The organism is Lactobacillus sp. W8172 (assembly GCF_016102055.1).
GTDB classification, from domain to species: Bacteria; Bacillota; Bacilli; order Lactobacillales; family Lactobacillaceae; genus Lactobacillus; species Lactobacillus apis_A.
In genome coordinates this window covers 309,114-324,852 of the sequence record NZ_JACFPG010000001.1, presented here as the reverse complement: position 1 = coordinate 324,852, position 15,739 = coordinate 309,114, and the positions used below count along the sequence as shown (strand labels likewise).

At 35.3% G+C, this 15,739-nt stretch carries 13 protein-coding genes and 1 other RNA gene; 1 reads left to right on the top strand and 13 read right to left on the bottom strand.

The annotated features are described in order from the left end of the window. Positions 1–533: 533 nt before the first annotated feature. Positions 534–1,409 carry a DegV family protein gene (locus H3R21_RS01505; protein WP_074425361.1) on the bottom strand — a complete coding sequence of 292 codons (876 nt, stop codon included), beginning with the start codon at positions 1,407–1,409 and terminating at the stop codon, positions 534–536. A gap of 73 nt (positions 1,410–1,482) precedes the next feature. Next, positions 1,483–1,896 carry a MarR family winged helix-turn-helix transcriptional regulator gene (locus H3R21_RS01500; protein ID WP_198182519.1) on the bottom strand — a complete coding sequence of 138 codons (414 nt, stop codon included), beginning with the start codon at positions 1,894–1,896 and terminating at the stop codon, positions 1,483–1,485. A 351-nt stretch (positions 1,897–2,247) separates the two neighbouring features. Between H3R21_RS01500 and H3R21_RS01495 the strand changes: the two genes are divergently transcribed. Next, positions 2,248–3,936: an NFACT family protein gene (locus tag H3R21_RS01495; protein ID WP_198182517.1), complete on the top strand. Its 1,689-nt coding sequence runs from the start codon at positions 2,248–2,250 to the stop codon at positions 3,934–3,936. A gap of 45 nt (positions 3,937–3,981) precedes the next feature. On the opposite strand, the gene H3R21_RS01490 is transcribed toward H3R21_RS01495, so the two are convergent. The 11 genes from H3R21_RS01490 to H3R21_RS01440 all read right to left on the bottom strand — a co-directional run bounded on the left by H3R21_RS01490 (position 3,982) and on the right by H3R21_RS01440 (position 15,693). Further along, entirely contained in the window at positions 3,982–7,158 is a 3,177-nt protein-coding gene (locus H3R21_RS01490; protein ID WP_198182515.1) for a carbamoyl phosphate synthase large subunit, read from the bottom strand. Between the two features lie 2 nt (positions 7,159–7,160). Then, positions 7,161–8,216, bottom strand: a complete 1,056-nt coding sequence (locus tag H3R21_RS01485) for a carbamoyl phosphate synthase small subunit (protein ID WP_046306876.1) — start codon at positions 8,214–8,216, stop codon at positions 7,161–7,163. Positions 8,217–8,220: 4 nt separating this feature from the next. Beyond that, on the bottom strand, positions 8,221–9,129 hold the full coding sequence (locus H3R21_RS01480; RefSeq protein ID WP_198182513.1) for an RluA family pseudouridine synthase: 909 nt from the start codon (positions 9,127–9,129) through the stop codon (positions 8,221–8,223). After that, positions 9,129–9,587, bottom strand: a complete 459-nt coding sequence (gene lspA / locus H3R21_RS01475; protein ID WP_074425351.1) for a signal peptidase II — start codon at positions 9,585–9,587, stop codon at positions 9,129–9,131. The genes H3R21_RS01480 and lspA overlap by 1 nt, the downstream gene beginning before the upstream one ends. 9 nt (positions 9,588–9,596) lie before the next feature. Beyond that, positions 9,597–11,273: a formate--tetrahydrofolate ligase gene (locus H3R21_RS01470; RefSeq protein ID WP_198182511.1), complete on the bottom strand. Its 1,677-nt coding sequence runs from the start codon at positions 11,271–11,273 to the stop codon at positions 9,597–9,599. Between the two features lie 172 nt (positions 11,274–11,445). Continuing rightward, the gene (locus H3R21_RS01465) at positions 11,446–11,784 is read right to left on the bottom strand and encodes an acyltransferase (RefSeq protein ID WP_198182509.1); all 339 of its coding nucleotides are present in this window, start codon (positions 11,782–11,784) and stop codon (positions 11,446–11,448) included. Between the two features lie 12 nt (positions 11,785–11,796). Beyond that, positions 11,797–13,023 carry a metallophosphoesterase gene (locus H3R21_RS01460; RefSeq protein WP_198182507.1) on the bottom strand — a complete coding sequence of 409 codons (1,227 nt, stop codon included), beginning with the start codon at positions 13,021–13,023 and terminating at the stop codon, positions 11,797–11,799. Further along, positions 13,020–14,144, bottom strand: coding sequence for a class I SAM-dependent RNA methyltransferase (locus H3R21_RS01455; RefSeq protein WP_046306882.1), 1,125 nt, complete (start codon positions 14,142–14,144; stop codon positions 13,020–13,022). Before H3R21_RS01455 ends, H3R21_RS01460 begins: the two co-directional genes overlap by 4 nt. Before the next feature lie 64 nt (positions 14,145–14,208). Then, positions 14,209–14,574, bottom strand: an RNA gene (gene rnpB / locus H3R21_RS01450) — RNase P RNA component class B. Between the two features lie 26 nt (positions 14,575–14,600). Then, positions 14,601–15,032, bottom strand: a complete 432-nt coding sequence (locus H3R21_RS01445; protein WP_046306883.1) for a DivIVA domain-containing protein — start codon at positions 15,030–15,032, stop codon at positions 14,601–14,603. Between the two features lie 91 nt (positions 15,033–15,123). Next, positions 15,124–15,693: a DUF1273 domain-containing protein gene (locus tag H3R21_RS01440; RefSeq protein WP_046306884.1), complete on the bottom strand. Its 570-nt coding sequence runs from the start codon at positions 15,691–15,693 to the stop codon at positions 15,124–15,126. Positions 15,694–15,739: the final 46 nt, after the last annotated feature.

Below are 15,739 nucleotides of genomic sequence, written 5' to 3'. Positions count from 1 at the left end.
TATTAAATAGGTCTTACACAAGCTCAAAAATTCAATTGCTCCTAACATCTAACTTTACTATCGATACCACAAAAGACTATTATCTATTCTCCCATGACTATGAAATAAAGATAAAAAGGGAAATCTAGTAGCATAAATAGGTTTTATTGGACTAATTTATGATGTATTCAGCAAAAAAGTCAATATTTACCAGATAATAAACGAGAATGTTCATACTAATCAGAAAAAATTGATATAACATTGTGCATAACAACAACCAATATACCAAATAATGACACCTTAGAACTTCTAAAAGATTTAAGTGGTTCTATTAAAGTTAGTGAGTTTTAAAAAGTCTATTCAGATAATAAAACTATCCTCTATTAAATGAACTAATTTTTTAAACTAAAGCAACTTAACATAATGTTTAGATTAAGTTGCTACAAAGCACAAAGCCACAGGGGTAAAGATTGCACCAAATAGTCTTGCTACAGCAGGCTTATTTGTTTATTTACCTCAAGTTACAAAAAAAGCAGCCTATAAGCTGCTTCTACTTAGCCCAAATCAATCTTATCAATATCAATCATCCAGCCAATTGCAAACGATTTTTCACCTAAGTGCGTAGCAATTACCGGACTAAAAGTAGTGACAGAATAATTCTGGTTAGGGAACTCTTTCTCTATCCACTCTTTAGCTTCATTGACCTGCTCACTATCATTTGAGTCAATAATGAAAAGCTTGATTTTATCTTTATAAGGTAATTCATCAATTTTTTGAGTGGTCAGCTTTTTAATTCTTGAAAAAGCACGCTTCATTGAGCGAATTTTCTCAAATGCAACGATATTACCGTCCTTAAAAGTTAACAGTGGTTTGATATTAAGCATTGAGCCGATAAATGCACCAGCATTACTTAAACGACCACCTCTACTAAGGTTATTCAAGTCATTAGGAACAAAAATTTCGTCAATTGTGGAACGAATTTTTTCAACTCGTTCAAGGATGGTATCGAGATCTAACCCATTTTTAATCATTCTTGAAGTGGCCAAAACCAAATCACCTTGTAAACGAACAGTCATTCTTGTATCAATTGGATGTAGATTATATTTTGGATGATTCTCCGCAATATTGCATAAAGTATGATAAAACCCAGAAATACCACTGGATAAAGTAATCGCAATGATTGCTTCATAGCCTTCATCATGTAATTCATCGAAAAGCTTAATCATATCGCCAATGCTTGGTTGAGAAGTCTTGGGAAAATCAGCCCCTTGTCTTTGCATTTCAAACAATTGATCAGGTGTGATATTGATATTTTCCAAGTACTCTTTTCCACCTATGATAATTGGAATAGGAACAACAACTATATTGTTTTCTTCAGCTTCTTTTTTAGTAATAACGCTAGTACTATCAGTAACCAATGCAATTTTCATCTAAATAACCTTTCGATTCTAATCTGTACAACATAGATGAATTATAGCATAAAAAAACAAGTGGTTCGACTTTCTATTTAAGTGAATTCTTCTCTGCTTTTTTGACTAGTTTATTAAACATACTATTAAAAACTGAGATATCTTTATCAGAAAAACCAGCAAATAAGTTTGCTTCGATCTCTTTCAAAGAACTTTTGAGTTCTTTGATTTTGGCAATCCCTTTTTCATTAAGAACAACAGTTTTACTAGAATCATTTTCTGAGCGAGTAATAATTACTAATTCAAGCGTTTTTTTCTGTTGTAGCTGTCTGCTCAATGTGGAAAGAGAGATTTTAAGCTTGTCAGCTAGGTCACCCATTTTGAGGGCAGTATTATTATTCTTGCCAAAATATAGCAGAATACGCGTTTGTGAAAGATTTAAGCCACATTTTTTACTAATAGTTTTTTTAATACTTTCTGCAATTGTACTAAAAGATAAAATATCCATTTAACTACCTTTTTCTTATAAAGCAACAAATAAAAACAATTTCCTGTTAATTCAATTTGTTAAAACGACCATCAGCATGAATGATATATGCCAAGCCGTGAAACAAATGAACCATATGTAGCAACCAAATTGCTACAAAAGCTGTTATATTATTTTTAGCTTATAGTTATGTAGCAATGATAACCATAAATCTATATTACCAGTATATCTGCTTTTTGCAATAAATAATTTCGTAAGGTCCATTAGTTAATATAGTAATACTAGTATCTTATTTTCAGGTTGAGACTACTTTCTTTAGATACTTATTTGTAAATAATTGGTATAATAGAAAGCGTATTTTGAGGTGATATTATGGCATTTGACGGATTGTTTATTCATAGTCTTTTAGAGAGTATTGAACCAGTTTTAACTGGTGGCAGACTCTCTAAAATTTACCAGCCTTTTGATCAGGATCTGGTTTTAACTTTTCGAAAAGAACGAAAAAACTACCAATTACTTATTTCTGCAAACGCGCAGTATCCACGCTTCTATTTAACTAAGCAATCAATAAGTAATCCTGATAAGGCACCTACTTTTGTTATGGTGTTAAGGAAGTATCTTGAAGGATCAGTGCTTCAAGGAATTGATCAAATTGGCGTAGATCGAATTGTAAACCTGCGTTTTAGCAATCGAAACGAGCTTGGCGACCAAGTTAAACTAGTCTTATCGATTGAGTTAATGGGACGACACAGTAATGTTATTCTTTATAATGAACATGATGGTCACATTATTGATTTGCTAAAACGAATTAATCCTGATGAAAATAGGGCTAGAATGTTGTTACCCAAAGCTAAATATGAACTTCCACCATTGAATCCTGGTATTAATGGCTTTGAGTTAACTGAAAATGAATTTAATAAGCAAAAGTCAGAGCAAGAACCGCTAGCTTTTGCTCGCCAAATTGGTGGACTTGATCGTGATGATAGGAATGAACTAACCGGTTATTTAGAAGATGATTACTCTTACTCATCTTTTTCAACTTTTATCGGTCAATTTGATAAAAGTGGAGCATTCATCTTACAAACTCCGGAGCATAAACAAAAAATATTCTCATACCTCCCCTACCATCTTGACTTAACTAAGGAACGCTCATATTCGGACATTAATGAAGCTCTAGAGGACTTTTATCTTGATCAAGCCAACCAGGATTGGGTTAAGCAAAAATCTGGTCAAATAGAGCGTCTAGTAAAGAATGAGCAAAAAAAGTTGACCAAAAAAATTGGTAAACTAAATAAGCAATTGGATTTAGCTGAAAATTCTGAAGGTTACCGAATTCGAGGAGAAATTCTTAATGCCAACTTAAATCAGGTTAAACCAGGTATGACGAAAATCGAATTACCTAACTATTACGAAAATAATCAGCCGATTGAGATAAAGCTTGATGCTGCTCTCTCTCCTGCTCGAAATGGCCAAAAGTATTTTACGCGTTATAAGAAGCTTCGTGATTCAATTAAACATGTCAAGGAACAAATTAAAATTGCTCAGGATAATTTAGCCTACTTTGATTCAGTACAAACTGCAATTGATAATGCTGAACCGCAAGATATTGACCAGATTACAGATGAGCTAACAGCTCAAGGCTATTTGAAAAAGCCACAAAAACAAAAGCGGAAGAAGAAAATATCAGAACGAAATTTGAATAAGTTTAAATTGTCTTCTGGAAAAACAGTCTTAGTTGGTAAAAACAATTATCAAAACGATTGGCTAACTTTAAAGAAGGCAAATAAGACTGACATCTGGTTTCACGTTAAGAATATTCCAGGTTCACATGTCATTTTACAGGACGACGATCCAACTGATAAAGATATCGTGGAAGCAGCTGAAATTGCGGCTTACTTTTCAAAAGCTAAAAACTCAGCTCACGTGCAAGTTGATTATGTTCAAGATAAGCGTGTAAAGAAGCCAAATGGTGCAAAACCAGGTTTTGTAATTTATACTGGGCAAAACTCAATAGAGGTAACCCCAGAAGAAGAACGTGTTTTAAGTAAAAGAATAGACTAAAAAAGAGGATAATCATTTATCCTCTTTTTGCTTAAAGTTAAGTTTTTAAATTGGTTGAGTGGTTAGTGACAAAGATTCAAGAACCCTTAAGATTAATTCTGTTGTTTCAATACTTGAAAGTACCGGAATATGAATATTTAAAGCTTCATCGCGAATTCTTGTTGCATCTCCGCTAGCTGAATCAGATAAATCGGTAATATTAACTACCATGACAATTTTTCGTTGTCGTATTTTGTCTAAGAGACTGTTTGAGTCCGAATGAATTTTACTTACCACTCCGGTAGTAATCCCCGCTTCAGCCAAGCAATTAGCTGTTCCTTCCGTGGCAATTATCTTAAAACCAAGCTGATAAAAGCGTTTAGCAAGCTCAGTCGTTTTCTTTTTATCGGCATCACGTACTGACATGAAAATTGTACCAAAACTAGGAATATAAATACCACTTGCTTCGTATCCTTTATAGAGTGCCTTAGACAGTGCAGTATCACGTCCCATAACGGATCCAGAAGATTTCATTTTGGAGTCAAAGGTGTTCTCACTGTGATAGTCGATGTATGAGAATACTGGCATTTTAACATAAATGAAGTTATTTGAGTGCCATAAGCCTCGTTCATAATCTAGCTCATTTAAGTTTTTACCAGTTAAAACTTCAGTAGCACATGCTGTAATGTCCTTACCCAATGCCTGGGTTAAAAAAGCGACATTGTGGCCAGCATATGGCTTTATCTGTAACAAGTAAACATTGTCTTTAACAATTAAGAAATGAAGTGTAAAAATTCCCCGTAGTTTAATTTGTTTTATTAAATCAGTGGTATATTCAGTCAAACGTTTTTGGTCTCGTGTAGACAGATTTTGTGGTTTAAACACAGCGATTGAATCAGAAGCATGAGAACCACTTTGTTCTAAGTGCTCGATAATACCCGGTATAGCAACATTTTCACCATCTGATATGGCAGTGATTTCATACTTATTGCCTTCAATAAAATGTGACAATGAAATTTTGGATAACTGATTTTCATTTAAATACTTTTCCAAAGCCGGCTTATCATAAACAACTGCAGATTTTTGCTTTACACCTTGGCTATTGAAACCACCAATTAAAAGTGGAAAATCATTTTCTTCGATAAATTTTTCTCCAGCTTTTTGATCTAAAGTGGTTATCATTTGGGTTTGCCTTAGTGAGTCTAATGAAGAATTTAAGACTTGCTCAATTCGATCTTTGGGATTAACGTCTCCCGTTCCTAGAATACTCAAGCCATTGTTCATCAATCTTTTTGCTAAGCCACTAATTTCTTTGCCTGAAAATTGAAGGAGAACTTCTTTAATCCCTTCTTTCTCGGCAATATGAACAATATTTTCAACTGTGATAGGTTCAAAATAGACTTTATCAGCTTTTTGATAGCTGGTAGCAACAGATTCGTCATTATTGGAAATAATGACAGTGTCATATTTATTATTATGTAAAGTATCTATTGCATGACTTACCATGTAATCAAATTCACTAGTAACTGATACCTGTGAAGGCAACATTCCAACGATTAGGATTTTCTTTTTTGAATCTAACTGGATTGATTCATCTTGTACGCCGAAAGCACTATAAAAAGCATGCACCTTTGGTTCATAAACACCAGCCGAACCGTCTATTTGCAAATAAGCTGGCTTTAATTGGAGCCGTTCGATTCGCTTCTCTACTTCTTTTAAATTGATTCCAGTTAAATCTGAAATTAACAGGTTGCGGAAACCTCTCTTTTTTGCTTCGATTAACAAGTCGTCAGTAACTTCTTCTTCGGCTAATTGACGACCAAGATGCGCAAGATGTTCAAATTTTTGATAATAGACTGGATGGATGCTGATGATTTTTTGCAATTCCTGGTATGTAAAGCCTTTAGAGATTGCAGCTAATAACTTAATTAAGTGAAGTTCATCAGGATGAAGTAAATCTTCAATAATGTCCTCGTCACTTTTTGCTATTTCTTTGCGGAACTCATTAATTGCAATTTTGACATTAACGGTTGAAGCTAAACCTTTTAGAAAAGCTGATTCAAAATTTTGGCCAATTCCGATTGCTTCCCCACTGGCTTGCATTTGACTACCAAGTTGATAATGATTAGTGTCGGACTGAGTTAATGACCAGAATGGTAACCTGATTGCTATTTTATCCTGTGCTGGCTCAATCGCTGCGTTGAGGCCAGACATTGGATCTGTGATTTCATTTAGATGGTAACCGATAGCTACTTTGCAAACAACATAACCTAAACTATATAAGCCAATTCTTTGTGACCAAATTGCGCTACGAGTTAGTCGTGGTTTAATGGACAGGACGCGCACAGCAAAATTGGTACCATTGTGTTTGACCGCGAAGTGAATATTCAAAATACCAACAATGTTCAAATTTGCGGCAATTTTTTTGGCGATTTTCCTTAAAGTTTGGACTTGGTCATTATTAAGCGTTAAAGCAGGCATTACTGCGGCTGAATCGCCAGAATCAATGGAAACCGGTTCAATATTGTCTGCCAAACTAGTAAACAAAACGTTACCATTACTATCACGGATAATATTGAGAATGATTTCTTCCCAATTAGAAAGATCTTCAGTTAAATAGTAGCGATTTTCAGGAAAGTCTTCATTTTGACGCTCCTCCTTAAGATAGTCTGCAATATCTTGCGCATTATCAAAAAGTATTTTTTTATCGTTTAAGTACGGCTTTTCCTTAATTAACAGAACAGGATAATTAACATGTTCTGTTAATTGCTTTTCAATTTCATTTGCAGTAAGCCCAGATAATTTTAAGTATCTGCTGGCTGAAATTCCGTTTTTAGTTAAAAAAGCGGTCATCTTCTCTTCTGTATTAACTTGAAGGGTCTGCTCATTGATTGTCAGTAACCGAATACCCATTTGGGTTAGAATGCCATCACTTACCAATTCTCGTGTAACTTTTATTCCCATCGTGGAGCCATAAGCTGAGATAATAGCACTCGGCTCTTCCATCCGAATAATCCGTTTTAAGAAATCCAATGTCATAGGCTCAAGGTAAGTTGTTACTTTGGGCTGTTTGTCAGTTGAAACTGTTGCAGGGTTTGGATTTACCAGAACAACCTGAATATCATCTTCAACTAGTGCTTTGATTGCGTCACTAATTAAAATGTCGGTTTCAGAAACACTACCAATTAAGGTCGGGCCTGATCCAATGATGAGTACTTTATTTAAATCATTATCTAAAGGCATAATTACACCATCATCTTTATAAAACTGTCAAAAATTTCCAGTGCGTCTAGGCTACCAGGAGCCCCTTCTGCATTAAAAGCGGTCGCAATTACCTTTTCTTTTTTACTACTAAAACCAGCTATTAGATTACTATGTAAATCAAAATATGATTGGTCAAGTTCTAGTTGAATACTAGCAGGTGCGACTAACTGGTCAATGTTCATCGCAGTTTGCCAAATTTTGTTTGAATGTTGCTCAATTACTGGAAAATTAGTTCCATTGTAAGTCCTGGATAAGTTGACAAGATCAAAATTTAAATAATCACTCAACGCCAAAAAGCCTAAGCCAATTCCCCATAATGGAGATTGACCATAAAAGGCTTCAAAAATAGGGCTAAGAGTAGGACTAACTTCTTCAACTTTCCCAGGGCCGCCTGACACAATGATACCATCTGGCCGCAAATTTTTAATATCAGGTACGGAAACGTCATATGGTAAAACGGTTGCGTTTATTTTTCTCAAAGACAATTCGCGCAGCATTGAATGCTTCAAACCCAAATCAATGATTGCTACAGTCTTACCAACATTTGGTACAGCATACGGATTTTTAGTAGAAACACTTGCAGACTTATTCTTTGGTAGAACTAAGGCTTTGATTTGATCAAAAGCATGTTCATCGTCAGTATCCATAATTGAAGCTTTAATTGTTTTTTCTTTAACTAAGCGATGGACAAGAGCCCTGGTATCAATATTCGAAATTGCAGGAATATTCTTTTCCTTTAAAAAAGAATCAAGATCTTGAAAATTTTCACTATCAGAAATATTTTTAGCCACATCGTTGACAATAATGCCTTTTACTGTGGGATTAATACTCTCATAGTCAATAGCATTAATTCCGTTACTACCAATCATAGGGGTAGTAAAAACCAGAATCTTACCAGCATTGGTCGGATCTGTTAACGCTTCTTGATATCCAAAGTTGCTCGTTTGAATTGCTAATTCACCAGTTGAAATAATTGAGGCGCCAAAGCCTTCTCCAGCAAATGAACTACCATCTTCAAGAATTAAAAATCGCTTCATTTAATCACTTAGTTTCTCTTAGTTCGGTTAGTTTCTGAGTAAAAATTTTTGGAGGATCAACTTTGAATTCTAGCCACTGATTTGTTTTAGGATGATTAAAGCCTAAGACTGCAGCATGTAAAAATTGACCATGCCCTTTTAAGGTATGATGCGGTCCATACAACGGATCGCCTGCTACTGGGTGCCCAATATACGCTAAATGAACCCTAATTTGGTGTGTCCTTCCAGTTTCAAGTTGACATTGAATCAAACTATAATTTTGAAATTGTTCTAAAACCGTAAAATGAGTAACAGCATTTTTACCAGTTTCAGTTACAGCCATTTTCTTTCGATTAAAATGATCTCTACCAATTGGAGCATCAACTAAGCCCGAATTTTCACCAAAATTACCATGAACAATTGCAAGATATAAACGTTTATTTGTTTTGTGCGCTAATTGTTCTTCTAAACACTCACGTGCCTGAGCATTTTTAGCAATCATTAATAAGCCTGAAGTATCCTTATCAATTCGATGAACTATCCCAGGTCTAAAACCTTCAGGACTAGCTGCTAAATCTTTGGTATGGAACAACAATGCATTGACTAATGTATGATCGGGATGTCCCGCTGAAGGATGAACGACCATGCCTTGCGGCTTATTAACCACTATAACGTCTTCATCTTCATAAACAATGTCCATTGGGATATTTTCCGGATCAATTGATAATGGTTTCAGTGCAGGAACATCGACAACGATATGATCGCCTTGTTGAACTTTATACGAAACTTTTTCGTTAACGCCGTTTACAAGAATATGGTTTTCTTTAACCAGTTCCTTGATTCGTGTGCGTGATAAAGTGCTTATTTTTTCAGCAATAAACTTATCTAAACGTTCATTTTCGTTTGCGACTTCTAATTCATATCTTTCAGGCATTAGTTTTTATCACTTTCATCAAAAAAGAGTAGGTAAATAAATACCAGAACAATACCAACAGTAATTGCAGAATCCGCAAGATTAAAAATATTAAAGTGAATGAAATCGACTTGAATCATGTCTATAACATATTTCAAATGAATACGGTCAATCAAGTTGCCAATAATACCACCTAAAACCAAAGCAATACCAAACTTAAATAATTTGCTATGAACATTGGCCTTAAATAGATAGTAAAGGCATACAAAAATCGCAATGGCACTGATAATGTAAAAGAGCCACATTTGACCGGTCAGAATATTCCAAGCTGCTCCACTATTTTGAAGATAATTAAAAGATAGAATGCCAGGAATAATCTGATGGACTTCACCGACTTCATAATTAGTGGCGATAAAATGCTTAAGAACTTGATCGCCGCTAACGACAACCGCAGTAATAATAAGGTATAAAAAACTCATACTTTAAACTTAGAATAACCCGCTAATTTTACCGTTATTGTCAACGTCAATATCAAGTGCTGCTGGATGTTTTGGTAATCCTGGCATATCTAAAACATGTCCAGTAGTAATCACGATAAAACCTGCACCATTCTTCAAACTTGCACCTTTGACATGCAAAGTGAAATCAGTCGGAGCGCCCAACAATTTTTGATTATCAGTAAACGAATATTGTGTTTTAGCAATGATAACGGGTAGTTTATCCTTCCCCATTTTTTCTAATTCGTGAATGTCACGTTCAGCTTTTTCGGTATATTCAACGTTACTTGCGTGGTAGATCTTTTGTGCTACTTTTTCAATCTTAGTTTTCACCGGATCATCATCGTTGTAAGTTGATTGTAAGTTGGCTTGGTTTGAGTTTGCTAGGCCGATAACTGCTTGAGCAGCTTCTATACCGCCCTTAGAGCCTTCTTCATGATAGTCAACTACTATTGCATCGATTCCTTGCTCTTTAACCAAATTTTGCAACAGCTCAAGCTCTCTTTCTGTGTCCGTAGCGAACCGATTAATCAAGACGATTACAGGTACATTGTAGTTACGCATGTTGTTCATATGACGTTCTAGATTTTTAAAGCCTTCGCGTAAAGCATCAAGATTTTCTTTGTCTAGATTGTCTGTTGAACCTTCTGCTTGATATTTTAGAGCACGAACAGTTGCGACAACAACGCTAGCGTCTGGCATCTTTTCTAAGTGCTTTGAAACAAAGTCCATAAACTTTTGTCCGCCCAAATCACTACCAAAGCCTGCTTCAGTTAATGTGTAATCACTTAAGTGAAGAGCCAAGTTTGTTGCCATCACGGTATTAGCTCCATGAGCAATGTTGGCAAAAGGACCACCATGAACAAGTGCAGGTGTGTGCTCGATTGTTTGAACTAAGTTAGGCTTAAGAGCATTAGATAGCAGTGCAGCAATTGCGCCTTCGAAATGAAGATCTTTTACGTAAACTGGCTGATCATCTTTAGTATAACCAACTAGCATTAAACCGATACGTTTCTTCAAGTCGTTGATGTCAGTTGCTAAACACAAAATGGCCATTAATTCATTTGCAACCGTGATTGCAAAACTTGATTTATGTTCAACGCCGTTAAATTTTGAACCTTGGCCAATTGTAATATTACGCAAACTACGGTCGTTTACATCTATTCCACGCTTAAGCAAAATACGATCTGGATCAATGTTTAGTTCGTTTCCTTGATAAATATAGTTGTCAACTAGGGAAGCTAAGGTGTCAATTGCAGAAGTCAAGGCATGCATATCACCAGTAAAGTGAAGGTTAATGTCTTCCATTGGAATGACTTGAGCTTGGCCACCACCAGTAGCTCCACCCTTTAAACCAAAAACTGGTCCCATTGAGGGTTCACGTAAGGCAATTACAGTTTTCTTGTGTAATTGATTATTGATAGCATCACCCAAGCCGATTGTCATGGTTGACTTACCTTCGCCAGCAGGTGTTGGTGAAATAGATGTCACTAGGACCAATTTACCTAAATAATCATTTGCCATTGTTTTATTGATGGCTTTCCAATTGATTTTGGCTTTATCGTTGCCATATGGCTCAATATCGTTTTCACTTAAGCCGATTTTTGCGGCGATTTCTTTAATAGGTAATGCTTGAGCATCTTGAGCAATTTGAATGTCTGATTTCATTGCACATGCCCCTTTCTATATATAAAAATTTAATTGTTAATGTTTAAAATGTTTTCAGTCTTTTCATATTAGAATTTAGGTCCCACCTTTTAGTAACTTAATACTAATTATAACAAATTTTGCTTAATAATATTCGCTTATTGGTAACGATAGTAAAACTTAATATTTCTTGTTAATTGAACTTGCCAATTCCTAACAGATAATAGGTTTGCAAAGCAGAAATCTTAATTTCATAGACATTAAAGAAATGCCAAGTGTAGCGTAACTTTGGGGCAACCTGACAGTTGATTTTCTTTTTAAATGGAAGTTTTAGACTCTTTTTAGTCCAATATGAAGCTAAGTAAGTATAGATTACTAGTAGTAAAAAGATAATTCCAAAACAAATTGCAGGCCAATTCACTGCTTTTGTACTTTCATAAGCTAGGGTTAAGGTCGTGAAAAGAATAATTAGAAGCCAGCTATAGTAAATAATGCCGACTCTTCCTAAAATAATAAAATGGTGTTTTTTCATTAATATCTCTTCTTAATAATCTATTCTCACCTGTAAATTACTATGATCAGTAGTATCATACAGCGTTTTTAAATATTTGGAAAAACGTGGTCGCTGGGTAACCAAAAGCTTAAATTCAGGTGACGAATAAAGTTGGGTTAAGTCACTTTGGCTAATGTGGTTATGCCCTGTAAAATAGTTATAATTCATTTCAATGAATAACTGATCCACTTTTTGAAGTAACACGGAATTGTTTGTGGTGTCATCCTTTTGACTAGAATTATTCGTTAAATTATGAAGTTGGATTTCCTTTAGATAATGGTGAAAATTCATTAAAGTTGGATTTTTTTGTTCTTCAGTAGATAAATATGGTGTCATATTAAAAATACGCCGTTCATATTGAAGTGAATCTGGTGTGATTTTGACAACACCGTAAGCTTGGTCATAAGAGCAGAAGCTTGAAGTTACAATTTCAGTAGTTGGCGTTGGCAACTGTGGATCAACAATGTTCTGAGCATGAATATGACCTGAAAAAGCCGCTTTAACATCATATTCCTTACATAATTGCCGAATAAACGGAGCATTATTTAAAACAAAGCCTTGATTTACTGCAGGGTTATGGGCATACAGATTATGATGCATAAATAAAACAGGTTTTAAATGATGAACTTTTGCAAAATCTAACTGCTTTCCAAACCAGACTAATTGTTCTTCGTTTATTTGGCCAGCTGTAGATGGTGCACCGATTGCCTCATGTTGACCATAGATATTAGAATCTAACATGAAAAACAAATAGTCAGGATTAAACTGGACACAATAAGCTAGAGAATGATGATCTCTTTTTAATGCACATTCATAAGAACTATTAAAAACTTTGCGCCAGTTTACAGGACTAATTTGTTCAGTGTACAGTTGTTGGTCTTTTTTAAATTCTCGCGCCCAGCCATCATAAATATCATGATTTCCGGGCACAACTAGGAGCTTGGTGTCAGTTAAGGAACTGAATATCTCTTGAAACTTTTGCGCAGAAATTAGTTCACCGTTGAAAGTAACATCACCGGTAACAATAATTGCTGCTGGCTTTTTTTCGTTTGCCATCTTACAAAAAGCACGTAAGGCAATTTCTTGGTAGTCTAAGTCCTTACCTTGACTTGTTTTCTGAATGTTCCTAAAAGCTTCCCCAGCATCATGCAAAGAATCTGCGATTAAGTGAGTGTCGGTTATAACCCAAAATTCATCATTTAATCTGTCAGTAATCATTTTTTCTTAGCCCAATATTGATAAAAGTCAACACGTAAATTTCCGTTGAATAACTTACGTTTCTTTGTAGCAGTTTTTCCGAAAAATTGTTCAAACTCTGGATCACCCACCAAATAGTATTGGCTAAAGTCATCGTACTTAGAAAGTGCTTCTCCCATTTGAACATAAAGCTCTTCGGCAGTCTTTTTCTCTTTAAGACGTTTACCGTATGGTGGATTAGCAATAATTACACCATTTTCTAAATCAGTTGCAAAATCTTTAACAGCTACTTGCTTGAAATAAATATCCTGTAAAACACCAGCATTATTAGCGTTCAATTTGGCGATTTCTAAAATTGATTGGTCTATATCACAAGCCCAAATTGGTTGGTCAAGGGTTCTAACCTCTGACTTTGCTTGTTCTAAAAGATCATCATGTAAATCAGAATCAAACCAATCAAAATCATCAAAAGCAAATTTTCGCCAAGTTCCAGGAGCAATGTTTCGACCAATTAAGGCTGCCTCAATTGCTAAGGTACCAGAACCAGTCATTGGGTCAATCAAGGGATGCGTTCCATCATAAGGCGTTAACTTAATTAAAGAAGCTGCGAAATTTTCTTTTAAAGGAGCCCCACCGTGCTCAATACGATAGCCGCGCTTGAATAAACTTGCGCCAGTGGTATCAAGAGAAATTCGGGCAAGATCTTTATAGATATGAATGTCCAAAGGATATTCACTACCCGTTTCAGGTAAAAAGCCACGGCGATGATACTGATCAGACATTTTATTAACAATCGCTTTTTTTACGATTGATTGGATACCTGGCTCCGAATGTAGTTTAGAACGAACTGAACGGCCTTGAACAGGAAACTTTGCATCAACAGGCAGTAATTCAGCCCAGTCAATGTCATAAACTTGATTATAAAGAGTATCAAAATCAGTTGCTTTGAACTCTTTAAGTAAAATTTTAACCCGATCAGCAGTTCTTAGCCATAAGTTAGTCTTAACTATGTCAGATTGATTGCCTTCAAAAAAGACACGACCATTTTCAGTACGTGTTTCATAGCCAAGTGATTGTAATTCTTTTGCTACTACGCTTTCAAAACCGGCACCCATTGTTGTATATAGTTGATATTTTTTCATTCATTAACTCTTTCATTTAAAAAAGCGCTGAGCTCTTTGAAAAGCTCAGCGCTGCCATGCAAATTTCTATAAGCCACGTTCTGTTCCAGTAATTTTGGCATAATTACCTTCAGCAGCCATCTATCTTTGCTAAAAAGCAATCCAACCATTTAGTTCATTTCCTTTTGGTTGAGACGCCCCCACCAAATTTGGGTTGCACACTCGCAGGGTTTACCTCGTTCCACCAAGAGTGTTTCCACTCAAGCTTCGTCACTGTGGCACTTTTCAGAATATTCATGCATATTAATATTAACTTAGCACTTTTTTCGCCGTAATTATTTAAAATCCTTTAGCTTATTGGGCTAAATACGATCACTACAAGCATCGCAGCTTGTGTGTGCGTGGACTTTCCTCAGCCTGACTAAAAGTCAAACCGCGACTGCTCAAAATTTGCACTATTAAAAATTATAACAGAGCTTACTCTTTTTGTAACCCATAAACTCGTTGCTCTAAGTTGTAAACTTTACGTTCCAAGGCTGAAATTCGTTGAATTATTGCCATATTTGTTGAATTCTCTGTTTGTGAGTCGTCGCTAAGTGAATTAAACGCATCACTGCTTTGACTTGGGTTATATGTTTTAACCGTATCATCAGAATGAATTGGCGTAATTCGTCTTGTTTTCTGCAAATCAGCGGGAGTCTCCTTTGGCTGATTATTCATTAATTCACCTTGCAGTTTACCAATCTGGCCGTACAGGTCTTCAATGATTTGCTCAAATGTGTCGTAATCAGCAATTACTTGATCCAAAAAAGCATCGACTTCATCTGGATCAATTCCCTTAACTTTTGTTCTAAATTGTTTCTTTAAAATATCCTGAGTGGATAGTTTGATATCATTTAAATCTGCCATGAATAAAAGCTCCTTTAATATTCCTCTTTTATTCTAGCAAAAAGCCCCCTTTCTTAAAACTAAAAAGCTAAGCTTAGAAAAAGTTTTATATTTAGTTGATAAAATTGCTTTCATCGTGATCCGATTGATATTCTTCAGCAAAATCTTGCAAATCATAAAAGTCAATTAATTCTAAAGGATACTCATTTTCTTCCTGAAAGTTTTTAATTGCGGTATAATCGAACTTAGGTTTGCCTGGGGTTTCGGGATCGTAAATCATCATTGCTCCGTCGGTATGCAATAACATGAAATTCTGATAGTTTCGTAATTGAACCGGACTTTGATATGCCTGATTAGAAGTAGCTGCAAAAAAATCAACTTGACTTTTGAGAGTTAAAAATTTGTTTTGGTTTGTCTCATTCCAGCGATTAGCAAATTCTTCATATGGAATAATAATTGAAACATGCAAAGGGTATTTCTCTCTTAAGCTGATTGCGACTTCGCAAGCCCACTGCTCGATTCCAAGATTAGCCCCAGTAATTAGCCAGTCAAGCTGATCGTTTTCTAGCAAATCGATTAAGCGCTTTTCTATTAGTAATTTAATTAACTTTATTTTAGGGTCCTTATCACCGAAAGTATTTAGCTCATAATTTCGGTATCCTGTTATCCAAAGACGTTGCATAGTGAAAGAGATGGCTCCTTATTCAAAAAGTTTACCTTTATTGCTA

Bases quoted from the DNA above. Each gene is read 5' to 3' on its own strand.
- H3R21_RS01500 (WP_198182519.1), bottom strand. From the start codon at position 1,896: ATGGATATTTTATCTTTTAGTACAATTGCAGAAAGTATTAAAAAAACT.
- H3R21_RS01460 (WP_198182507.1), bottom strand. From the start codon at position 13,023: ATGATTACTGACAGATTAAATGATGAATTTTGGGTTATAACCGACACT.
- H3R21_RS01455 (WP_046306882.1), bottom strand. From the start codon at position 14,144: ATGAAAAAATATCAACTATATACAACAATGGGTGCCGGTTTTGAAAGC.
- H3R21_RS01470 (WP_198182511.1), bottom strand. From the start codon at position 11,273: ATGAAATCAGACATTCAAATTGCTCAAGATGCTCAAGCATTACCTATT.
- H3R21_RS01480 (WP_198182513.1), bottom strand. From the start codon at position 9,129: ATGCCTGAAAGATATGAATTAGAAGTCGCAAACGAAAATGAACGTTTA.
- H3R21_RS01490 (WP_198182515.1), bottom strand. From the start codon at position 7,158: ATGCCTTTAGATAATGATTTAAATAAAGTACTCATCATTGGATCAGGC.
- H3R21_RS01495 (WP_198182517.1), top strand. From the start codon at position 2,248: ATGGCATTTGACGGATTGTTTATTCATAGTCTTTTAGAGAGTATTGAA.
- H3R21_RS01485 (WP_046306876.1), bottom strand. From the start codon at position 8,216: ATGAAGCGATTTTTAATTCTTGAAGATGGTAGTTCATTTGCTGGAGAA.
- lspA (WP_074425351.1), bottom strand. From the start codon at position 9,587: ATGAGTTTTTTATACCTTATTATTACTGCGGTTGTCGTTAGCGGCGAT.
- H3R21_RS01505 (WP_074425361.1), bottom strand. From the start codon at position 1,409: ATGAAAATTGCATTGGTTACTGATAGTACTAGCGTTATTACTAAAAAA.
- H3R21_RS01440 (WP_046306884.1), bottom strand. From the start codon at position 15,693: ATGCAACGTCTTTGGATAACAGGATACCGAAATTATGAGCTAAATACT.
- H3R21_RS01465 (WP_198182509.1), bottom strand. From the start codon at position 11,784: ATGAAAAAACACCATTTTATTATTTTAGGAAGAGTCGGCATTATTTAC.
- H3R21_RS01445 (WP_046306883.1), bottom strand. From the start codon at position 15,032: ATGGCAGATTTAAATGATATCAAACTATCCACTCAGGATATTTTAAAG.